Raw genomic sequence first — 21,302 nt, forward strand, 5'->3', positions numbered from 1 at the left:
GTAAAAGGTTTATCAATGAAGGTCATATTCCTTCTTTTGCCCATGATACTGGTAACGGCCCAAGACAAAGGAGGGCAATTACCCGCGTGGGAAGAGGGGATGATGGATATTCATCATATAAATACAGGTAGGGGGGATGCCGCTTTTTTTGTTTTTCCAGATGCGACCACGCTCTTAGTGGATGCAGGCGACATGTCCGAAACCCATGCTAGAACTTTATCTGCCAGAAATGCGGTACAAAAACCCGATAATTCCAAAACTGCACCACAATGGATTGTGGATTATATTCATCAGTTTTTTCCAAAAAATAAAACCTTGCAACTGGATTACGGACTAATAACACATTACCATGACGATCATTTCGGGGAGATGGATGTTAAAAGGAAACGGCACCCGAAAGGAAAGTATGGCTTAACAGGAATGATGGAAGTAGGGAGTTTATTGCCTATTAAAACCCATTTGGACCGCGGAAGTAATTATCCAATCGATTTAAAGAATACAGCGGTACAAAAGAAAATAAAAGCGAACGATTCTTATAGTATTATAGAAACATTGCAGGAGTATTGGAATTATATGGATTATCACATCAAGGAAGATGGGATGATTTACGAAGCCTTAAAGCCTGGGGCTATCAATCAAATCCATCTAAAACAATCCCCCAATAAATATCCCCATTTTGAAATTCGTAATATTGCCGTTAATGGCGATATATGGACTGGTGAAAATGAGGATTATTATTCTTTGTTTACCAAAGGGGATTATCCCGGTGAAAATCCTTTAAGCACATGTCTAAAAATTACCTATGGCCGGTTCAATTATTTTACCGGGGGAGATATTAGCGGTATCGATGCCTTGGGACAAACGGACTTAAATTCCTTGGAATCGCACGTGGCACCAGTGATTGGTCCTGTGGATGTTGCTACCTTGAACCATCATGGCAACAGGGATTCCCAAAATGTATTCTTTGTAAGAACACTTAGACCAAGGGTATGGATCCAACAAAATTGGTCATCGGACCATCCGGGAGAGGAGGTGCTAAGAAGAATAACTTCCAAGGCCTTATATCCTGGAGAGCGGGATTTGTTTTCAACGGTTATGTTACAACCTCTTAAAGATGTGATAGGAGATAAGTTGGATCAATATAAAAGTCAGAACGGTCATATTGTGGTCCGGGTGTATAACCAAGGAAGACAATATGATATCTATATCCTGAACGACAATACAAAAGAACGAGAAATAATAGCAAAATACGGACCTTATGAAGCAAGATAATTCGGGAATGGTTGCCCAGAACAAAAAAACAGAAGGGGATATCAATTTTACTCCGGCACGTGCCGCCTGGATGGACTCCCAGATAAGTGTGGAGACCAAGGAAATTTTGGAACGGGATGCCCGATATTTTTTGCACCAATCCATGTCCACTCCATGTTTGGATGTCTTACAAAGTTGTGAGGGGCCCTATATTGAGAATATCTCGGGAAAAAAATATCTCGATTTTCATGGCAATAATGTGCATCAAGTGGGCTACGCCAATCCACAACTCATTGAAAAAATAGTTGATCAATTAAGGGTTTTGCCTTTTTCCCCAAGACGTTATACGAATATTCCTGCCATTGATTTTGCCGAGAAATTGGCCTCTCTTATGCCCTCCGATCTTAACAGGGTGCTTCTAACACCTAATGGAAGTTCCTCTATTGGGATAGCGTTAAAATTGGCGAGGGCCGTCACTGGCAGGTTTAAGGTGGTGTCTTTTTGGGATTCTTTTCATGGGGCTTCCTTAGACGCTATCAGCGTTGGAGGGGAAGCGGTCTTCAGGGAATCTATGGGGCCTTTAATGCCAGGAGTGGAACGTATTCCACCACCTGTTACTTACCGTGGAATTTTTGAGGACAACGAGGATAAATGTTTGGAATATTTGGAATATGTGTTTTCCAAGGAAGGCGATATTGGCGCTTTTATTGCCGAAACTATAAGGAACACGGATGTTCAATTGCCATCCAAAGCATTTTGGAAGAAGGCTAGGGAGCTATGCACCAAATATGGGGTATTACTTATTTTGGATGAAATTCCAATAGCACTTGGCAGAACTGGTAAAATGTTTGTTTTTGAACATTATGAAATTGAACCTGATATATTGTGTATTGGCAAAGGATTGGGAGGAGGTATTTTTCCACAGGCCGCTATTATCACTAGGGACGAATACAACAAGTTTGGCGATATATCCCTAGGGCACTATACCCATGAAAAAAGTCCGTTGGGTGCTGTGGCAGCCCTTGGTACCATTACCTTTTTGGAAAATGAAAAAATATTGGACAAGGTCAAGGCAGATGAGAACTACCTTAAAACATCCCTAGCAGCATTACAATTAAAATATCCCCTTATCGGTGATATCAGAGGTATGGGATTGTTGTGGGGGGTAGAATTGGTGAAGGACAAGAAAACCAAGGAAAAGGCAATAAATGAGGCCGAAGTGGTCATGTACGAATGTTTAAAACGAGGTTTAAGCTTTAAGGTTTCTGCCGGCAATGTTTTACAATTGTCACCGGCACTTACCATAAGTAGAAAAGAACTGGATGCTGCTTTAAATATTCTCGACGAAAGCTTGGCGTTGGTGCATGCGTAATAGAAATAACCGCTCTACTACGTCTTTTGAATACGATTGTTTTAGTTATTAACTATTGGAATATAAATTAACAAATGAACATTAAGAGTACTGCAATACTGTTTTTTGCCATGGCATTTCATTTCTTTGGAGATGCCCAAAATGTAAATGGAGAATTTTTGGTTCAACCTTACTTGCAGGATGCCGAGCCCAATTCCATTAAAATTATGTGGGAAACTTCCATGGACGAAGAAAGTGTGGTTGAATGGGGTTTAACACCCAAGCTGGGCAAAAAGACCAAAGGTATAGCCTACGATATCAATTTTAGTGAATCCCGTATTCATGAGGTCAAATTGGAGGGACTGCAACGCTTTACAGAATACTACTACCGTGTAAAAACAGCTAAAATGGTTTCGGATATTTTTCAATTTAAAACCCCTCCCTTTGCCAGTGACCATGAATCCTTCAAAATCGTAGCTATGAGCGATATGCAAATAGACCATAACAACCCCAATAAATTTTCCGAGGTCGTAAATGATGGCATATTGCAATATTTTCAAAAGGAGTATGGGGGCAAGCTTCCCAATAATTTGGCCATGGTGATGATACCTGGCGATTTGGTGGAGAATGGCACCAAATATTACCAATGGAAGGAGCATTTTTTTAATCCAGCCGAAAAGTTGTTTTCAGAAGTTCCAGTGTATCCAGTTTTGGGGAATCATGAAAAAAATTCGGTATTCTATTTTAAATACTTCAGCTTGCCTGAAAACGGTACGCCTGCCTATGCGGAGCATTGGTGGTTTAAGGACTATGGCAATACCAGGATTATTGGGCTCAATTCCAATGACGGTTACAACAATAGTAGGGATCAGTATGAGTGGTTGCAGAAGTTGTTGGACGAAACGGCTAAGAACGAAGAGGTGGATTTCGTTTTTGCTCAGTTGCACCATCCCCATAAATCGGAACTGTGGATTCCGGGAGAAGAAGATTTTACAGGAAAAGTAATTGCACTTTTGGAGGCGTTTACCACCAAGACAGGGAAGCCCAGTATCCACTTTTTTGGGCATACCCACGGTTATTCAAGAGGACAGTCCAAAGATCATAAACACTTATGGATCAACGTTGCTTCCGCAGGTGGCGCCATTGATAATTGGGGAGAATTTGAAGGAAGGGATTACGATGAATTTACAGTAACCCAGGACGAGTATGGTTTTGTGATGGTGGAAGTTGATGCCAGTCAGGAAGACCCTAAGTTTACCATAAAGAGAATTAGCCAGGGGAATGAAGAGTTGGAGCGTAAAAATGAACTTAGGGATAGCCTAGTCATTTATAAAAAAGAAAGAAAGCCTGGGGCGCCCAGTGTTATCTCGCCCAATAACGAAACGGTTAATTTTACCGGAACCACCCTGAAAGCCGGAGATTTCACTAGCAGCTTCGGCAATGCATTCCATGCAGCCTCACATTGGCAGGTTGCAGAGAGCAATGACTTTGAAAAGCCCATTTTTGACAGCTGGAAGCAATTTGAAAATTGGTACTACAAGGAAAATAGGCAAAAGGATGACGACCTTACCGATGAAAAAACTAATAGGTTAAAACCGAACACCACCTATTATTGGAGGGTCCGTTACCGGGACCAAAATTTAAATTGGAGCGACTGGTCCCAAACAGCTACTTTTAAGACCAATAAATAATTTATCTAGGGTTCATAGACTACAAAGGCACCCTATGAAGTTCAAGTTATAACTAGAACCGATTAGGATTGAAGGAGCTATTTAGGGCGCCGATTTCATTTTGTCGACAAATAATGCTAGGATTGTTACACCTCCGATAAAGAAAGAGCCTCAATCTCCATTTTAAAACCTTCCAGTGTTTTTAATCCCTGGGCCAATGCCGCTTGAACCCCATCTTTTTCATTTTCAAATGTTCCTTTTAAGCTTTCAAATAGTTCTTGGTAATAGGTGATGCCCTCATATAAATTTTGGGTAAATGTCAATAGGTATTTCTCTTGTTTCTTATTCATGGATTCTCGGGATTCCTCGATTTTATTTTTAAGATAATCAAGGTAAATCCCCAATTCCTTAATAAACATATGGGGCCTATCAGTTCTGGAAATAACATTGTCACGGCCGTAAATGTGATCCACCATTTCCTTTAAAGTCATTATTTTGGAATAATAGGCCATATTGGGTCCTGGGCAGATAGATACGCCCGGTCCTTCGGTTTTGGTATCCAAACCATAGGCCAAAAGGGCAGAAGTGCCAAGGCCTACACAGGTACATGATTTCTCTGTTATTTTATTAAATTTTTCAGTGTATTCCTTTTCGGACAAACCTAGTTCGTCCAGTTCCTTAATTTTGATATGTTGGTACTGTCGTGAGGCGGTACAGAGACCCTTGTCGGAGTAATCCTTGTTCAAGGCTACAAATTTTTTGGGACAGGAACTTCCTGGTCTATTCTTATCTATGTTTTTAAACTTTTCCAAATCCTTGGTATTTCCACGTAGGTTGTGGAAGGGTATTCCCAATGGGGAAATATCACTTAAGTACAAATCTTCCTCTTTGGCAACAACCAATTTATCTAGGGTCACCTTGTCTACTGTTGTGGCCTCCGGAACCAATAAAAAGGGGGTCCCCCAACCTACGGAATCAACCTTGTAATGATCCAGTAGAAATTGGTGTTCCTCAGCGGTACCTACACCTCCTTGGGCGGTTATTTTTAAGGATAGATTCTGTTTGGGTACTTCACGGCCCTTGCTGCTAAGTGCAGAAATTAAAATGACATGTATTTCGTCTATATAAGCCTGTTTGTTATCCCTGAACTGGGCCATAATAGGCCCCATTAGATAACCATCCGTTGCAAAGGCATGTCCACCACAATTTAAACCGGATTCTATCCTAAACTCCGACACCCAAATTCCTTTTTTGGCCAAGAACTTACCCTGGATCAAGGCAGACCTATAATCGCTTACCTTTAAGACTATTTTCTTTTTAATATTACCGTTTTCATCAGGAAAAAAATCATCAAAATTTTCTAAATAACTGTATAATCGAGGGTTCATCCCTGCAGAAAGAATTACGGACGAATTTAGTTTGCTGCAGGCATATCCGCGTAACGCTGCATGGGCATCATTATATTCTGTGGACAGTTTGTCATTTTTAATAAAGTTGTCCTTGTCCACCTTGGTCATAATATTTACATCGACGCTACCCATGGTTAAATTCTCTTTCAACCATTTTTTAATCTCAGCGGCATTGAATTCGTTGGAAGTAAGCTTTTCAAACTCTTCCTTTAGTTGGGAAGCATTTGGCAGAAGAGCTACGTATTCTTTTATTTCTTTACCAGTGCTATGGGCCGAATTAATTAGGTCTGCAAATTTTTTATGCGCCGCATCATTGATCAAGTTGAGATAACTGGTGATTCTCTTGGCTCTAAAATCTTCCAATTTATCTGAAATTTCCTGATAAGAGAGTTCAAATTTTTCACAGTACATTTTCCTTAATTTCTCTATCAGGATGTCATCTACCAAAGAAATAACCGAATCTATACCAAGGTGGGAAACTTTTAGAGGTGTGTCTATGGTAAACCCAATTCCCATAACTGGAATATGAAAGTTATGTTTTATCATACGTTTAAATGTTTTTTATTTTCTGTTGCACCGTTCCTATGTCAGCAATGATAACGCGTCAGAGGTTTTACACATGGGGTGCCTTCCCGTAGCAGTGCAGTCCAAATGTGAATCGACAAATTTTATACGAAATAGGTTCTTAGAATATGATAATTATCAGGAAATGGATAAAATATACAACGGGTACTAAGGGTGTTGGATAATACTCTTATAGTCGGGATGGTGGAGGCTTTTATTTTTAGTAATGTTAGCTTGAAGTTTAGTTAACTTCTAGATGGGTTTTTAATACGAATTTTGTCTTGAAAAGTTTGAGTTAGTATTAGTTTGAGTTAGTCTAGTTGAGGAGCTGGTGCACTGCACCAGCTTTTTTCTTTACCGGAAGAGAATGAGAAATGCGCCGATTGCGGTAAGGATCAAAATCATCTTGCGATAGAATTGTTCTTTAATAATTTTTACCAATCGTACCCCTACTATAATTCCGAGAACAATTCCAGGAACCAATTTAAGATTAATTAATAGGGTCTCAGGGGTAATGGTTTTCCAGATAAAAATATGAAAGGGCAGTTTAAAAATATTTACTATAAAAAAGAGCCAGGCCGCGGTTCCAATGAATTCGTTCTTTGGTAGCCTCATGGCCAAAAAATAAATGTTGGAAAAGGCTCCTGCCAAATTGCCTATCATGGTCGTAATGCCCGCCATGGTTCCTATAAATCCTGCAAATGCCCAATGGGTTGGAACGTTTTTGGATTTTTTTCTATCCCACCAATACATCATTATAACCGTTCCCAATATAATAACGGACATGCTGATCTTAAAGGTGGTTTCCGGCAAATCCTTTCCTACGACCGTGCCAATAAGGATGCCCAAAATCATCCAAGGCAAAAAGGCTACAATATACTTCCACTGTGCATGCCTGTTGTAGTACATAACGGCAAAGGCATCTCCCAAAACTAGTAAAGGCACAATTAATCCAGTAGATTCCTTGGCTCCGAAGGCCAATGCCATTAGAGTAACATTAATGATAGCGATTCCCTTGATACCGGCTTTCGAAATTCCTATCACAAATGCGGCGGTTAAGGCAAGTACCCATGCTGTTGTGGTTATATCTGATGTTGTTAAGAGAATCATATGTGACATTTGGCGAACAAAGGGCAAAAGTATCCCAAAAAAATTTATCTTTAGATCTTAATTCTCAAACCTAAGCCAAACCGATGGAATTAAGTACCCTAGATTACACTTTTATTGTTGTTTTTTTCTCAATTGTTTTATTTATCGGAATCTATGTCTCCAAGAAATCGGGGGCCAGTTCTTCGGAATATTTTCTTTCCGGTAGAACCATGCCTTGGTGGCTGTTGGGCCTCTCTATGGTGGCCACAACCTTTTCTACGGATACGCCCAACTTGGTGACCGATATTGTTCGTACCAACGGAGTTTCCGGAAACTGGGTTTGGTGGGCTTTTCTGCTGACCGGCCTACTCACCGTTTTTGTCTACGCCAAACTTTGGAGGAAATCCAATGTAAATACGGATTTGGAATTTTATGAATTGCGTTATGGTGGTAAACCGGCAAGCTTTTTAAGAAAATTCAGGGCGGTTTATTTAGGAGTTATATTTAATGTGATTACCATGTCTGCCGTTACCTTGGCAGCAATTAAGATAGGGGGTATTATGTTGGGCTTGGAGCCTTGGGTAACCGTGGTGAGCGCAGGGTTGATAACCGTGACTTTTAGTGCCTTAGGTGGCTTTAAAGGGGTGGTGTATACCGATTTTCTATTGTTCTTTGTAGCTATGGGCGGTGCAATTGGAGCAGCCTATTATTTGGTGAACATCCCAGAAGTTGGGGGTATTACAGCATTAATGGCGAATGAGCATGTAGCAGATAAACTTGCTATAGTACCCGATTTTAGTAATACCAACGCCTTAATTACTTTATTTATAATACCCTTGGCGGTACAATGGTGGAGTTCGTGGTATCCTGGTGCGGAACCAGGAGGTGGTGGATACATAGCCCAACGTATGTTGGCGGCCAAAAACGAAAACCATGCCATAGGTGCTACTTTCTTCTTCAATATTATGCATTATGCCTTACGTCCATGGCCATGGATTTTGGTAGCTTTGGCATCCTTGGTAGTCTACCCGGACATTGCTAGTATCCATGAGGCTTTCCCCAATGTTGCAGTAGATAAATTAGGACATGATTTGGCTTATTCCGCCATGTTGACCAAATTGCCCAGTGGATTATTGGGCTTGGTTTTGGCCTCTTTGATAGCCGCTTATATGAGTACCATTTCTACCCAATTGAACTGGGGATCGTCCTATATTGTTTATGACTTCTACAAACAGCAGATAAATCCCAATGCCTCCGAGAAAAGATTGGTGGCTGTTGGAAGAATATCCACCGTTATATTAATGGTCTTCAGCGCTGCTTTGGCCCTACTCTTACAAAACGCCTTACAGTTGTTTGAAGTGTTGTTGGTGTTTGGTGCTGGTACCGGACTTATCTTTATTTTAAGATGGTTCTGGTGGAGGATCAACGCTTGGAGTGAGATAACGGCCATGTTTGCATCGGGAATCATCTCCATTATATTAAAATTAACGGCTGTTGGACCTTTCTTATTTGCCGCAGAAACAGGTGTTTTCCCAGATTGGGCAGAATATCCTTTTGTGGTTGTTGTTACTACGGTTATTTGGTTGGCAGCAACGTATATGACACAGCCAGAATCCAAACAGGTATTGCAGGATTTTTACAAAAAAATTCAGCCAGGAGGGCCGGGTTGGTCCAAAGTGATCAAGGATGCGAAGGACGAAAACGTAGAGATTGTGAACACTAAGGAAAAATGGAGTGTTCCAGCTGGTATTACTGCCATGTTGCTAGGTTGTGTATTAATCTACTCCTGCATGTTTGCCACTGGGTATTGGATATATGGAAAAACCACCAGTGCCCTTATTTTGACCGGTGTGGCCGTGGTGTCCGGATTTTTGCTGGCACGGGCTTGGAACAAAATGAAGGATCATATTCTATAGAATATATAATAAATAACTGGTTTGTTGCCAGGCAGGAATGAATATACAGAATAGAATAATTTCCGTGGATATCTTTAGGGGACTTACCATTGTCCTTATGATTTTAGTAAATAATCCCGGTACCTGGTCCCATGTGTACGCTCCTTTTATGCATGCTCCATGGCACGGATATACTCCTACGGATCTGGTCTTTCCATTCTTTTTGTTTATCGTAGGCTGTTCCATTGTTTTTGCATATCAACACAAAGCGGTAGATTCCAAGACCTATAAAAAAATTACGATTAGAGCCCTGAAACTAGTTGGATTGGGGTTGTTCTTAGGGGCTTTTACCATACACTTTCCTTTCTTTAAGGATTTCGAAAACATTCGATTTCCAGGAGTGTTGCAACGTATTGGTGTTGTGTTCTTCTTTGCCTCGATTTTATTTATCAATTTTAGTTGGAAAACACTGGTTGGTATTTGTGCCTTTCTTTTAATTGGGTATTGGTTGTTAATGGGTTTTGTTCCTGTCAATGGAATGGCACCCACCTTTGAACGTGCCCCGAACAATTTGGCCAATTATTTGGATGTCCTTGTTTTTGGGAGCCACAGCTATAAAGCGGATTACGATCCCGAGGGATTGTTAAGTACTTTGCCTTCCATAGCTACCGCTATACTGGGGATCTTTACAGGTCTAATGTTGCGCACCAAGTGGGCTAAAAAGGAAATGCTCCTGTTCGGTATTGGATTGGCAATGTTGTTGGTGGGTTATGTGTGGGATTTGTTTTTCCCCATAAACAAGGCCCTGTGGAGCAGTAGCTTTGTGATGGTAACAGCTGGTTGGGCCAATATAATTTTGGCTATAATATATTACTTCTCCGATGTTAAGGGGATTAAGTTTGGCAGTATATTTAAATATGCCGGAGCCAATGCCATTGTTCTGTATTTTCTTTCCAGTTTCACAAGTAAAATTATGGGTTTGGTAAAAGTGAATGGGGACACTTCCCTAAAAGGCTGGCTTTTTAATACCGTATATGTTCAGGATTTTTGGTCAATGGAAACTTCTTCATTTCTGTATGGGCTTTCATTGGTCTCTTTGTATGTGTTATTGGGATATATTCTCTACAGAAAAAAAATATTTATAAAAGTCTAACTAGATGCAGTAACTTGGGGATGGCCAAGTCTCTGGAATGTTTTTAACAAGATAGGTGTTCCTATTTATCCCACCTTGGGAGAGTCCGTCTCTGGCTGGCAGGGTGGCTGTTCTTTTTAGTTGTCGAACTCCCATAAAGTAGATTTTGGGCGACTTCCATTGCCATAAACACTTCCTTTTAAACTAATTTAATAACGGGTAAACCGCATAAACAAAACCTCAAATCCTGTACGATTTTCATTCTTTAAAATAATATGGTCTTCAACACACATATTTAGCCACGCCAATAATGATGCAATCATCTTGGGTAAAGAAATCCAATCTTATTCAATCTGTTCCGGAAATACTTTTTTTAGTTCATTATAAATTTGAGTGCTCGTATTTTCCTTTGCGGAAAAGTAAATTTTCCCTCCATTTGTTTTTGTAAACAACAGATATGTTTTGCTGTCGGAATTCAATATCAATTTCACTTCCTCTCCAACACCAGTCTTAAAATATCCTTTCCTGATGCTTCCAAGGGCAAATCCGTTGGTTTTTGAGGTAATTTCAGGTAAATGGTCCACAAGGGTCACGGATGCTATATCCGACACATTTAGAGTTTCCCCGTAACTGCCCTGAAATTGGATAGCATCCGGTTCAATGATTAGTTTATTTTCCTTAAAACCCATGGCAAGGAGCCCTACTACAAGAATCAGGGTTGCCGCTAGGACATAAAGGCCAATTTTATTCCATTTGTTGCTGGACCCTTTCCAGTATTTATTGCTTTCCCTCATGAAGTAGAGATAGGCAAGTATGGGATAAACACCTATAAATATTCCACTGGCACTTTCTCCAATGGCATAGTGCAATATGAGACCGATAATAATAAACGAGGACCCCAACAACAAATGAAACTTTTTAAAATATGGGATGTACGATTTTATATCCACCTGTGTTCTTTCTTCCTCGCTCATGGTGTTATAGCCAGAGAGGAGATATTTCGAATTGTTTTCCGTAACAAGAAATGCCATGCCAATAAAAAGAAGGCCAATTCCAATTAGTATATAAAGCATAAGTATTAAACCTTAAGGTGTTGTAGGGGAGTAAATTAGTATAAATTTTTTTAAAATCAATCTTGTTAAATTGAAAACTTTACTATAATCCTTTGGTTTTTATCCTCTGAGTTCCAATAATCTGGATACATATTTTCCTATTACGTCAAACTCCAGATTGACCCTTGTTCCTATAGTATAACTTCCAAATCGGGTATGCTCATAAGTATAAGGGATTATGGCAACGCTAAAGCTGTTTTTCTGGGATCCAACTACGGTTAAACTGGTTCCGTCTATGGTTATGGATCCCTTTTCAATGGTGACATTATTCTGTAGGGAATTATAACTGAAGGTGAAAATCCAGCTGCCATCCTTTTCTTTAATATCAATACATTCCCCGGTTTGGTCCACATGTCCCTGTACAATATGTCCGTCCAATCTGGCCCCTAGTACCATGGCACGTTCCAGGTTTACAAGGTCTCCTTCACGAAGATCGTTCAAGTTGGTTTTTTCCAAGGTCTCCTCAATGGCGGTTACGGTATATTGATCAGCTGCAATTTTTACGACGGTAAGGCATACTCCGTTATGCGCAACACTTTGGTCAATTTTTAGTTCTTGGGTAATCTTAGATCTTAAGGTAATATGAAGATTGCTTCCCTCTTTTTCCAATTTTATTACTTCTCCCAAAGTTTCAATAATCCCAGTAAACATGTGTCGTTTTAATTAAGTAGTTTTGTGTTGTAAATTTAAGGGTTTATTTCATATTAAACGAAGAGACGAAATGCAGGAAACTGGAAAAATAAAATTGGGGATATCCATTGGGGATTTAAATGGGATTGGGTGCGAAGTGGTACTTAAGACATTTGAAGATTCCCGGATGTTGGACTTCTGCACACCGGTTATTTTTGCATCCAATAAAACCATCTCCCACCAAAAATCGGAGTTGGGACTGGAAATTAATTATAATGGCATACAGGATGCTTCCAAAGCAATTGATGGAAAGATAAATGTGGTGAACGTATGGAAGGAAACTCCGGTCGTAAGTTTTGGGGTGCCAACCCCTGAAAGTGGAAAATATGCCATACAGTCTTTAAGGGCGGCAATAGCGGCCCTAAAGAATAACGATATAGATGTTCTGGTTACGGCACCTATTAATAAGAACAATATACAGGCCGAGGATTTTAAATTTCCAGGGCATACCGACTATTTGGCCAAGGAATTGGAAGGAGAAAGCTTAATGTTCATGGTAGCCGATGGTTTAAGGGTGGGCTTGCTTACCGATCATGTTGCCGTAAAGGATGTTGCAGCCAGCATTACACCGCAATTGATACGCTCTAAAATTGCCACCATTTCCAATTCCCTTAAGATGGATTTTGGAATTAGGAAACCTAAGATCGCATTGTTGGGGATTAATCCCCATAGCGGAGATAACGGTGTAATAGGTAAGGAAGATGATGAGGTTATGAGACCGGTCATCAAAGAGATGTCGGAAAAGGGGCATTTGGTCTTTGGGCCTTACTCCGCTGATAGCTTTTTTGGATCTGACAATTATAAAAATTTTGATGCTATTCTAGCCGCTTATCACGACCAGGGACTAATACCCTTTAAAACCTTGTCTTTTGGGAAAGGGGTAAACTATACCGCAGGCCTTAATAGAGTGAGAACCTCCCCAGACCACGGAACAGCCTATGAAATTGCAGGTAAAGGTGTTGCCGACAATAGCTCTTTCAAGGAAGCAGTATTTGCGGCCCTCCATATATTTAAAAATAGACAGGAATATAAGGAATTAACTGGGAATCCTTTAAAGAAACATAAATTAAAAAGACAGGGATAGGCTTACCTAAATATGGGGGCGCTACTCGGCGTGATATCATTGAATTATGGAAATTTAATCGGAATATATTTATTTCGGTCTATTTGTTGGCTTTTTACAAAATAATAGTATCTTTGCACCCGCCTTTATTGCGGCGGGTACGTTAAAACCAGTGTGGATCATGATGCAGCATAAGGAGTTTATTATTCCTTTTTCGGGACTGAAACAGGGAAAACACGAGTTTGAGTACACTATAGAGAATACGTTCTTTGAGTCTTTTGAGTATGATGAATTCAATGCTGCGGATATTAAATTAGACGTTACCTTGAATAAAATGAGTACCATGATGGAGTTGGAAATGGAGGCACGGGGAACAGTAAATGTTAATTGTGATCTAACTAGCGAACCTTATGATCAAAAAATCAAGGCCGATTTGGAATTGGTTGTTAAGTTTGGTGATGAGTACAACAATGACAATGATGAAATATTGATTATTCCACATAGTGAATACCAAATCAATATTGCACAATATGTTTATGAAATGTTGGTATTGTCGGTTCCGCTCAAAAAGGTTCATCCTGGGGTTTTGGACGGCACTTTACAATCAGAAGTGTTGGACAGGCTGGAAGAACTCCAACCAAAAGATACAAAGGAAAACAAAGAAGATATCGATCCCCGGTGGGACGCTTTAAAAAAATTATTAACGGATAAATAAGTTTCATAATGGCACATCCTAAAAGAAAAATTTCCAAAACCAGAAGAGACAAGAGAAGAACGCACTATAAGGCGGTAGCTCCTACTGTAGCACAAGATCCAACTACTGGAGAAATGCATTTGTTTCACAGAGCTCATTGGCATGAAGGTAAATTATACTACCGTGGGGAGGTTTTGATCGACAAAACTGAGGAAGCAGTAGCATAATTCACCTAGGCACAATATAATTTGGACTCCCACTTCTTAAGAGTGGGAGTTTTTTTATGAGGGTGAGGTAAAATTCAAAAACAAGGTGTTTTTAAACTTAAAGTCACAGAAAATCACTAATTTTCACAAATTTTCAATTGTTTTTGAAGATTTATTGATAAAAATCAAATTTAGATGAGCAAAATAACAGCTGCTATTACTGCTGTAGGGTCTTATGTGCCAGACTTTGTAATGACGAATAAGATTTTGGAAACTTTGGTGGATACCAATGATGAATGGATTACGACAAGAACCGGTATCAAGGAAAGGAGAATCTTAAAGGGGGAGGGGCTAGGTACATCCTATCTTGCCATAAAAGCGGCGGAGCAACTTCTGGAAAAGCAAAAATTGGATCCCAAGGAGATCGAACTAATTATTGTTGCAACTGCAACTCCAGATATGATGGTTGCTGCAACTGCTGCCTATGTGGCTTCGGAAATTGGAGCCACTAATGCCTTCGCTTATGATTTGCAAGCTGCTTGTTCCAGCTTTTTATACGGAATGTCCACGGCTGCCAGTTACATAGAATCTGGACGATATAAAAAGGTATTGCTTATTGGTGCGGATAAAATGTCCTCTATTATTGACTATACCGATAGAACTACCTGTATAATTTTTGGGGATGGTGCCGGTGCAGCACTTTTTGAACCAAATAACGAAGGTCTAGGTCTTCAGGATGAATATTTAAGGTCGGATGGCGTTGGAAGAAATTTTCTTAAAATGGATGCAGGTGGCTCCTTGCTTCCTGCCTCGGAGGAAACCGTTAAAAACCGACAACATTTTATTTACCAAGATGGGAAGTCGGTCTTTAAATTTGCCGTGACCAATATGGCCGATTCCGCCGCAAAGATTATGGAACGAAATAATTTGTCGCACGAGGATGTTGATTGGTTGGTGCCCCACCAAGCCAACAAAAGAATTATAGACGCCACTTCCAACAGAATGGGATTGGAAGATTCCAAGGTAATGATGAATATACAGAGGTACGGAAATACCACTTCCGCAACCTTGCCACTTTTATTGAGCGATTATGAAAGACAGCTCAAGAAAGGTGATAATTTGGTTTTTGCAGCCTTTGGTGGTGGTTTTACCTGGGGCTCCATTTATTTAAAATGGGCATACAATTCATAAATCTGTCGCAACCTATAAACTAATACGAACTCTATGGATATTAAAGAAATTCAAAGCTTAATTAAATTTGTCGCCAAATCTGGGGCTAGTGAAGTAAAATTGGAGATGGAAGATATAAAGATCACCATCCGAACCGGGGCAGCTGGTCATACCACAGAACCAACTTATGTACAGCAAATTCCTATGGGGGGCCATATGCCACAGCAAATGGCTGCCGCTCCTGCCGCTTCTCCTTCTGTTGAAGTAGAGGTGAAAAAGGAAGCTGATGAAAATTCAAAATATATTACCATAAAATCGCCTATAATCGGTACTTTTTATAGAAAACCTTCACCTGATAAACCTTCTTTTGTTGAGGTAGGCGATACCATTGGTAAAGGGGATGTGCTTTGTGTTATAGAAGCCATGAAACTATTCAATGATATTGAATCCGAAGTGTCCGGGACCATTGTGAAAGTTCTTGTAGATGATAGTTCACCTGTAGAATTTGATCAGCCTTTATTTTTGGTAGATCCATCATAAGAAGTTTTAAATGTTAAATGTCGGATGACAATTTTCTCTGGTCAGTCCGAACCATTTAAAATTTAGATTACAAAATTTAAAATTTCAAAAGATGTTTAAAAAAATACTTATTGCAAATAGGGGGGAAATAGCGCTACGGATTATTAGGACCTGTAAGGAAATGGGTATTAAAACGGTTGCGGTATATTCTAAGGCCGATGAAGAGAGCCTGCATGTTCGTTTTGCGGATGAGGCGGTTTGTATTGGTCCTGCCCCAAGTAGTGAATCTTATTTGAAGATTCCCAATATTATAGCTGCGGCAGAAATTACCAATGCAGATGCTATTCATCCGGGATATGGTTTTCTTTCGGAGAACTCCAAATTTTCCAGAATATGTGCTGAGCACGATATCAAATTTATTGGAGCTACAGGTGATCACATAGACAAGATGGGAGATAAGGCCACGGCAAAGGAAACCATGAAGAAGGCTGGTGTACCTTGTGTACCAGGTTCTGATGGTCTGCTAAAAGATGTAGCCGATGCCAAAAAGGTAGCTAAAAAGATGGGATATCCCGTTATGATCAAAGCTACTGCTGGTGGTGGAGGTAAGGGAATGCGTGCCGTAATGTCCGAAGAGAAGATGGAGGATCTTTTTGACAGTGCCGTAAAGGAAGCTACAGCGGCCTTTGGCAATGGTGGAATGTATATGGAAAAGTTGATCGAGGAACCACGTCATATAGAAATTCAGATTGTAGGGGACCAGTATGGAAAGGCTTGCCACCTTTCGGAAAGGGACTGTTCCATACAGCGTCGTCATCAAAAATTAACGGAAGAGACTCCTTCCCCCTTTATGACGGATAAGCTGAGGGACGATATGGGGAAAGCGGCTGTAAAAGCAGCAGAATATATTAAGTACGAAGGAGCTGGCACCATAGAATTCTTAGTGGACAAACACCGGAATTTCTATTTTATGGAAATGAATACCAGGATACAGGTAGAACATCCCATAACAGAACAGGTAATAGATTATGACCTTATTAGGGAACAAATTTTGGTGGCAGGTGGAGTCCCCATCTCAGGGAAAAATTATCTTCCAAAACTTCACTCCATTGAATGTAGAATAAATGCCGAGGATCCGTATAACGGATTTAGACCTTCTCCAGGAAAGATTACCACCCTGCACACTCCAGGGGGACACGGGATTAGATTGGATACACATGTTTATAGTGGATATACCATACCGCCCAATTATGATTCCATGATTGCAAAGTTGATTACCACGGCCCAAACCAGGGAGGAGGCCATCAATAAGATGAAGCGTGCGCTGGATGAGTTTGTAATAGAAGGAATTAAGACCACCATTCCATTCCATAGACAGCTCATGGATCACCCGGACTACTTGGCCGGGAATTATACCACAAAGTTTATGGAAGACTTTGTAATGGCACCACAACCGGCGGAATAATCAGCTTTTAACAACACAATTATTTCTTGGAAGAGGCGGATTAAACTGGGGGGCAACCAACAGTTTAATCCGCTTTTTTAGTTTAAAGGATTATTGAATGGACCCTTCACCATTAATTATTCGTATCTAAATTAATAATACCTTTATCGCACTTTTGTTACCTTGATCATAAATGCACCTACCCTATATGAACCTAAGTTATTGGGAATATAAAACTTGGTTGTCCAATATAGACTACACTATTATAGGCAGCGGAATAGTGGGGCTTAATTGTGCTGTGTATTTAAAGGAGCAATTCCCTAAAGCTAAGATTTTAGTCTTGGAAAGAGGACTGCTGCCACAAGGAGCCAGTACTAAAAATGCTGGATTTGCCTGTTTTGGCAGTATTTCGGAGGTTTTATCGGATTTAAAAATGCATTCGGAGGAGGAAGTCCGGCAATTGGTGCAAAAGCGCTTGGAGGGGATACAGTTACTTAGGGAGAACCTTGGTGATGAACAAATAGATTATCAGAACCACGGAGGGCATGAAGTTTATTTCCAGGAACAGGAAGAGCTATTTGAAGATTGCCTGGGCAATTTGGAATGGGTGAATTCCTTATTGAATCCGGTATTTAAGACAGACTCTTTTCAAGTACATCCCAATAGTTTTAATTTTGAGGGGATCCAGAAGTATTATATCACAAACCCGTTTGAAGGGCAGATCAACACCGGTAAAATGATGAAGGCTTTACTGGATAAAGTGCAGAATTTGGGTGTTACGGTCTTAAATGCCATTGGGGTGGAAGGCTATGTAGAGAATATGGATCACGTTGCTGTTAAAACCGATCATTTCGAATTTAAGACCCACAAACTATTCATTGCAACCAATGGTTTTGCCTCCCAATTAATTGGGGAAACGGTACGCCCGGCCCGAGCTCAGGTACTGATTACCAAACCTATAAACAACCTGAATATTAAAGGAACTTTTCATTTGGAGGAAGGGTATTATTATTTTAGGAATATAGACAATCGAATTTTATTGGGAGGGGGGAGAAATCTCGATTTTAAGGGTGAGGAAACTAGCTCCTTTGGCGAGACCGCCCTGATCCAGAATAGGCTGGAGCATATACTACATAAAGTCATTTTGCCCAATACCTCCTTTGACATAGACCTAAGATGGAGCGGTATTATGGGAATGGGCAAACAAAAGAAGCCTATTGTAAAGCAATTGGGCAAAAATGTATATTGCGGGGTGCGAATGGGAGGGATGGGAATTGCCATTGGTAGTTTGGTTGGTAAGGAATTGGCTAATTTGATGAAGTAGTTTTAAAGTTTCAATGGGCTAAAATCCGCCATAATTTAAAAAATTTTATTCTGAATGGATTCTTCGGTAAAACAACAATTATATGCGTTTTGTAAAGTATTTATAGGGAAGAGGTTGGAGCGTATCAATAGCAACATCGATTCCCTACAGGAAGCTTTGACCTCCGAGACCAAAAGTAGTGCCGGGGATAAGCATGAAACGGGAAGGGCTATGATTCAATTGGAACGCGAAAAGTTGGGCAATCAACTGGCGGAAGCACAATTGTTGCAGGAGTTGTTTAAAAAGATACCGCTACAAGCGAGTTTGTCAAAAGTGGGATTGGGCAGTGTGGTGTTTACCGATCAACAAAATTATTATATAGGGATAAGTGCGGGGGAGTTGAAGATAAATGGGGTGTCCTATTTTGCCATTGCACCAAATACCCCCATAGGGAAATTGTTATTGGGGAAAACTGTGGGCGATATGGTTGTTTTTAATACTAGGCAAATGGTAATACAGCAGCTCGGGTAGTTGCTGGAGCTGCAGAGGGAAGTATTTGGTTTTAAAAGTATTATTTTCTCATTATGGTTGAAATTATTGATCTAAGTCAGGAAATATTTTCTGGAATGGCGGTGTATAAGAGCCTTCCCGAGGTTAAGATGGAGATGTATGCTTCCCATGAACAATGGGACGGGATTACCGATGCCAACACGGTATCCCCAAGTGTCTACAAGTTGGATATGAGCGAACATACTGGCACCCACGTGGATTCCCTTAGCCATATGGCACGTGAATTTAGGGGGCAGTCCATAGACACCATGCCGCTCACTATGTTCTATACGGAGGGAATTTGTTTGGACTTGTCCCACAAGGGCCTAATGCAATTAATAGAACCGGCAGATTTGCTATCGGCTTGTTCCAAAGGCAACACGGAAATAAAAAAAGGTGATACGGTTTTGATCTATACCGATCATTATAGACGAACTTATGGAAGTGCCAACTGGGGCCGTGGTCCGGGACTAAGTGCTTCTGCGGTACGTTGGTTGGGAGAGCATGGCATTTCTGCATTTGGCGTGGAAATGATGTCTCCTGGTATTCCAGGGGTATCCAATAAAGAGGTACATCATATTTGCGGACAAATGGGCTTTACGCATTATGAAAATATGATCAATTTGCAGCTCCTGATTGGTCGAGGGCGCTTTAGATTTATAGGTTTGCCTTTGAAAATCAGGGGCGGTACCGGATCCCCTGTCCGGGCCGTAGCTGTTTTTGGGGAGGGGTAGCATTAGGTTGTTACCCGGGGACTAATCCAGCTTGGGTTTGCTCCTGTTTATTTTTTTTAGGGCCGCTTTTTTTTTGCCTTTTAATCGTTTTTCGATGGCCGATCTGCTGGGTTTGGTCTTTCTTCGTCTTTTTGGAACTTCCAGGTTGGTTTCGAGGGTTTCCAGGAATTTTTTGATGACCAGTTCCTTGTTTTTATGCTGACTACGGGTTTCCTCACATTGCATTAAAAGAATGTTTTCCTTACTCAGTTTGGACGACAGTTTTTTGAGAAGTCTGTTTTTTTCCGTTTCGGTCAGGGAATTGGAATTTTCCAGATCAAAGGTCAGTTCCACTTTGGAGGAAACCTTGTTTACATGTTGTCCTCCGGCACCACTGCTCCGCACTGCTTTAAATGTTAGTTCCTGTATGATTCCTTCCCTATTCAATGGTATGTTATGGTTTTAGACGTTGGCTAATGGTTTCCAAGGCAATATTTAGGAATACCTTTTTACCGATGGTTAGCGCTTCTTCGGAATTGAACCGTATTCTTTGCGCTCCTGATATGGCTTCAATTAAAAAATGACTGCCCATAAAATAGCATCTTTCAACAATGGTTGGAATTCCAGATTTATTTGAGACCCTAAATTCATGGGCGTATACAATGATTTTTCGCTCCAAATCTCCATAAGATTTTATTATATTTATGGGTATTAGGTTGGCTTCCCCGAACAAACTGGCGGTATAAATATTTTTCGGGTTGTTATACAGATCTCGGGTATTGGCATTCGCCATTATTGTCTGATCCTTGATTACTATGATTCTTTTGGCATAGGGCAAAATGTCTTGGTGGTCATGGGTAGCGGTGATACAGCTAATCCCCTCTTTATTTAAATATTCAAAGAGATTTCTTCTAAGTTGATTTTTTCTAAAATTGTCAATATGCCCGAAGGGTTCGTCCAACAAAAGTAATTCAGGTTTTTGCGCCAAAACCCTGGCCAAAGCAACCCTTTGCTGTTGCCCTCCACTCAGGTTTTTTACCTTGACCTTTGCAAAGGGGACCATGTCTATCATTTCCAATAATTCAGTGGTTCTTGCCTTTAATTCTTCTGGATAAAAAACAGATAAAAACTGACTTACGTTTTCAGCCACGGTGGTGAAGGGCATTAAATCAAAATCTTGGGAAAGGTATTTCATGAAGGATTCCCCGGGTACTAAATTAAAATCGGGGCCCATCACCTGCTTTTCTCCCCAGAATATGTTGCCTTGCAGGGGCTGCAAAAGACCGTAAATAATTTTGAGCAAGGTGCTTTTACCACAACCGCTTTCACCTACAATGGAAATATGTTCTCCCTTACCTACCTTAAAACTGATATTGGTAAGTATCGGTTTTTTATCATAGGCAAACGAAAGGGAATTGACTTGTAACATGGGCTAAAACTATAAATGCACTTAGAGGGTATAAAAAAAGTCCATTTCT

Annotated in this window: 20 protein-coding genes; 14 read left to right on the forward strand and 6 right to left on the reverse strand. The window is 40.4% G+C overall.

Annotated features, from left to right (window positions below):
* Window positions 1-15 precede the first annotated feature (15 nt).
* From C7972_RS00765 to C7972_RS00775, 3 genes are all read left to right on the forward strand, one after another.
* Window positions 16-1,272, forward strand: coding sequence for a hypothetical protein (locus C7972_RS00765; protein ID WP_258364744.1), 1,257 nt, complete (start codon window positions 16-18; stop codon window positions 1,270-1,272).
* Complete coding sequence (locus C7972_RS00770) at window positions 1,259-2,623, forward strand: aspartate aminotransferase family protein (protein ID WP_110354302.1); 1,365 nt, start codon at window positions 1,259-1,261, stop codon at window positions 2,621-2,623. Before C7972_RS00765 ends, C7972_RS00770 begins: the two co-directional genes overlap by 14 nt.
* Window positions 2,624-2,697: 74 nt before the next feature.
* Window positions 2,698-4,293 (forward strand): fibronectin type III domain-containing protein, encoded by a 1,596-nt coding sequence (locus C7972_RS00775; protein WP_258364745.1) that lies wholly within the window; start codon window positions 2,698-2,700, stop codon window positions 4,291-4,293.
* A 125-nt stretch (window positions 4,294-4,418) separates the two neighbouring features.
* Here the strand turns inward: C7972_RS00775 and C7972_RS00780 are convergent, their stop codons facing one another.
* Window positions 4,419-6,227, reverse strand: a complete 1,809-nt coding sequence (locus C7972_RS00780) for a hypothetical protein (RefSeq protein WP_110354303.1) — start codon at window positions 6,225-6,227, stop codon at window positions 4,419-4,421.
* A 372-nt stretch (window positions 6,228-6,599) separates the two neighbouring features.
* Complete coding sequence (locus tag C7972_RS00785) at window positions 6,600-7,355, reverse strand: sulfite exporter TauE/SafE family protein (protein WP_110354304.1); 756 nt, start codon at window positions 7,353-7,355, stop codon at window positions 6,600-6,602.
* Window positions 7,356-7,438: 83 nt separating this feature from the next.
* Here C7972_RS00785 and C7972_RS00790 point away from each other — a divergent pair, with 83 nt between their 5' ends.
* A complete protein-coding gene (locus tag C7972_RS00790; RefSeq protein WP_110354305.1) occupies window positions 7,439-9,250 on the forward strand; it encodes a sodium:solute symporter family protein in 1,812 nt (603 codons plus the stop codon).
* 37 nt (window positions 9,251-9,287) lie between these two features.
* Complete coding sequence (locus tag C7972_RS00795) at window positions 9,288-10,382, forward strand: acyltransferase family protein (RefSeq protein WP_110354306.1); 1,095 nt, start codon at window positions 9,288-9,290, stop codon at window positions 10,380-10,382.
* A gap of 323 nt (window positions 10,383-10,705) precedes the next feature.
* Here C7972_RS00795 and C7972_RS00800 read toward each other — a convergent pair whose 3' ends face one another.
* Together C7972_RS00800 and C7972_RS00805 are read right to left on the reverse strand one after the other, a co-directional pair.
* Window positions 10,706-11,434: a DUF3784 domain-containing protein gene (locus tag C7972_RS00800; RefSeq protein ID WP_110354307.1), complete on the reverse strand. Its 729-nt coding sequence runs from the start codon at window positions 11,432-11,434 to the stop codon at window positions 10,706-10,708.
* Window positions 11,435-11,533: 99 nt separating this feature from the next.
* Window positions 11,534-12,124: a riboflavin synthase gene (locus C7972_RS00805; protein ID WP_110354308.1), complete on the reverse strand. Its 591-nt coding sequence runs from the start codon at window positions 12,122-12,124 to the stop codon at window positions 11,534-11,536.
* Window positions 12,125-12,194: 70 nt separating this feature from the next.
* On the opposite strand from C7972_RS00805, the gene pdxA reads away from it, so the two are divergent.
* From pdxA to C7972_RS00850, 9 genes are all read left to right on the forward strand, one after another.
* Window positions 12,195-13,247, forward strand: coding sequence for a 4-hydroxythreonine-4-phosphate dehydrogenase PdxA (gene pdxA, locus C7972_RS00810; RefSeq protein ID WP_110354309.1), 1,053 nt, complete (start codon window positions 12,195-12,197; stop codon window positions 13,245-13,247).
* 160 nt (window positions 13,248-13,407) lie between these two features.
* Window positions 13,408-13,941, forward strand: coding sequence for a DUF177 domain-containing protein (locus C7972_RS00815; RefSeq protein ID WP_110354310.1), 534 nt, complete (start codon window positions 13,408-13,410; stop codon window positions 13,939-13,941).
* Window positions 13,942-13,949: 8 nt separating this feature from the next.
* Window positions 13,950-14,147, forward strand: coding sequence for a 50S ribosomal protein L32 (gene rpmF / locus C7972_RS00820; protein ID WP_031445940.1), 198 nt, complete (start codon window positions 13,950-13,952; stop codon window positions 14,145-14,147).
* A 174-nt stretch (window positions 14,148-14,321) separates the two neighbouring features.
* On the forward strand, window positions 14,322-15,317 hold the full coding sequence (locus C7972_RS00825; RefSeq protein WP_110354311.1) for a beta-ketoacyl-ACP synthase III: 996 nt from the start codon (window positions 14,322-14,324) through the stop codon (window positions 15,315-15,317).
* Window positions 15,318-15,350: 33 nt separating this feature from the next.
* On the forward strand, window positions 15,351-15,836 hold the full coding sequence (gene accB / locus C7972_RS00830; protein WP_110354312.1) for an acetyl-CoA carboxylase biotin carboxyl carrier protein: 486 nt from the start codon (window positions 15,351-15,353) through the stop codon (window positions 15,834-15,836).
* A 91-nt stretch (window positions 15,837-15,927) separates the two neighbouring features.
* Complete coding sequence (gene accC / locus C7972_RS00835; RefSeq protein ID WP_110354313.1) at window positions 15,928-17,280, forward strand: acetyl-CoA carboxylase biotin carboxylase subunit; 1,353 nt, start codon at window positions 15,928-15,930, stop codon at window positions 17,278-17,280.
* 187 nt (window positions 17,281-17,467) lie between these two features.
* Entirely contained in the window at window positions 17,468-18,583 is a 1,116-nt protein-coding gene (locus tag C7972_RS00840) for an FAD-binding oxidoreductase (protein ID WP_110354314.1), read from the forward strand.
* A 54-nt stretch (window positions 18,584-18,637) separates the two neighbouring features.
* Window positions 18,638-19,093, forward strand: a complete 456-nt coding sequence (locus C7972_RS00845) for a 3-oxoacyl-ACP synthase (protein ID WP_110354315.1) — start codon at window positions 18,638-18,640, stop codon at window positions 19,091-19,093.
* 53 nt (window positions 19,094-19,146) lie between these two features.
* Window positions 19,147-19,845 carry a cyclase family protein gene (locus C7972_RS00850; RefSeq protein WP_110354316.1) on the forward strand — a complete coding sequence of 233 codons (699 nt, stop codon included), beginning with the start codon at window positions 19,147-19,149 and terminating at the stop codon, window positions 19,843-19,845.
* A 21-nt stretch (window positions 19,846-19,866) separates the two neighbouring features.
* Here C7972_RS00850 and arfB read toward each other — a convergent pair whose 3' ends face one another.
* Window positions 19,867-20,271 (reverse strand): alternative ribosome rescue aminoacyl-tRNA hydrolase ArfB, encoded by a 405-nt coding sequence (gene arfB, locus C7972_RS00855; protein ID WP_110354317.1) that lies wholly within the window; start codon window positions 20,269-20,271, stop codon window positions 19,867-19,869.
* 7 nt (window positions 20,272-20,278) lie between these two features.
* On the reverse strand, window positions 20,279-21,253 hold the full coding sequence (locus C7972_RS00860; RefSeq protein WP_110354318.1) for an ABC transporter ATP-binding protein: 975 nt from the start codon (window positions 21,251-21,253) through the stop codon (window positions 20,279-20,281).
* Between the last annotated feature and the right edge of the window lie 49 nt (window positions 21,254-21,302).

The sequence above is a fragment of the Arenibacter sp. ARW7G5Y1 genome (genome assembly GCF_003201775.1).
Taxonomy (GTDB): domain Bacteria; phylum Bacteroidota; class Bacteroidia; order Flavobacteriales; family Flavobacteriaceae; genus Arenibacter.

Coding starts and splice junctions, on each gene's coding strand:
- accB (WP_110354312.1), top strand. CDS start 15,351: ATGGATATTAAAGAAATTCAAAGCTTAATTAAATTTGTCGCCAAATCT.
- C7972_RS00850 (WP_110354316.1), top strand. CDS start 19,147: ATGGTTGAAATTATTGATCTAAGTCAGGAAATATTTTCTGGAATGGCG.
- C7972_RS00860 (WP_110354318.1), bottom strand. CDS start 21,253: ATGTTACAAGTCAATTCCCTTTCGTTTGCCTATGATAAAAAACCGATA.
- C7972_RS00840 (WP_110354314.1), top strand. CDS start 17,468: ATGAACCTAAGTTATTGGGAATATAAAACTTGGTTGTCCAATATAGAC.
- C7972_RS00795 (WP_110354306.1), top strand. CDS start 9,288: ATGAATATACAGAATAGAATAATTTCCGTGGATATCTTTAGGGGACTT.
- C7972_RS00815 (WP_110354310.1), top strand. CDS start 13,408: ATGATGCAGCATAAGGAGTTTATTATTCCTTTTTCGGGACTGAAACAG.
- C7972_RS00765 (WP_258364744.1), top strand. CDS start 16: ATGAAGGTCATATTCCTTCTTTTGCCCATGATACTGGTAACGGCCCAA.
- rpmF (WP_031445940.1), top strand. CDS start 13,950: ATGGCACATCCTAAAAGAAAAATTTCCAAAACCAGAAGAGACAAGAGA.
- C7972_RS00800 (WP_110354307.1), bottom strand. CDS start 11,434: ATGCTTTATATACTAATTGGAATTGGCCTTCTTTTTATTGGCATGGCA.
- C7972_RS00805 (WP_110354308.1), bottom strand. CDS start 12,124: ATGTTTACTGGGATTATTGAAACTTTGGGAGAAGTAATAAAATTGGAA.
- C7972_RS00845 (WP_110354315.1), top strand. CDS start 18,638: ATGGATTCTTCGGTAAAACAACAATTATATGCGTTTTGTAAAGTATTT.
- C7972_RS00770 (WP_110354302.1), top strand. CDS start 1,259: ATGAAGCAAGATAATTCGGGAATGGTTGCCCAGAACAAAAAAACAGAA.
- C7972_RS00825 (WP_110354311.1), top strand. CDS start 14,322: ATGAGCAAAATAACAGCTGCTATTACTGCTGTAGGGTCTTATGTGCCA.
- C7972_RS00785 (WP_110354304.1), bottom strand. CDS start 7,355: ATGATTCTCTTAACAACATCAGATATAACCACAACAGCATGGGTACTT.
- accC (WP_110354313.1), top strand. CDS start 15,928: ATGTTTAAAAAAATACTTATTGCAAATAGGGGGGAAATAGCGCTACGG.
- C7972_RS00780 (WP_110354303.1), bottom strand. CDS start 6,227: ATGATAAAACATAACTTTCATATTCCAGTTATGGGAATTGGGTTTACC.
- C7972_RS00790 (WP_110354305.1), top strand. CDS start 7,439: ATGGAATTAAGTACCCTAGATTACACTTTTATTGTTGTTTTTTTCTCA.
- C7972_RS00775 (WP_258364745.1), top strand. CDS start 2,698: ATGAACATTAAGAGTACTGCAATACTGTTTTTTGCCATGGCATTTCAT.
- pdxA (WP_110354309.1), top strand. CDS start 12,195: ATGCAGGAAACTGGAAAAATAAAATTGGGGATATCCATTGGGGATTTA.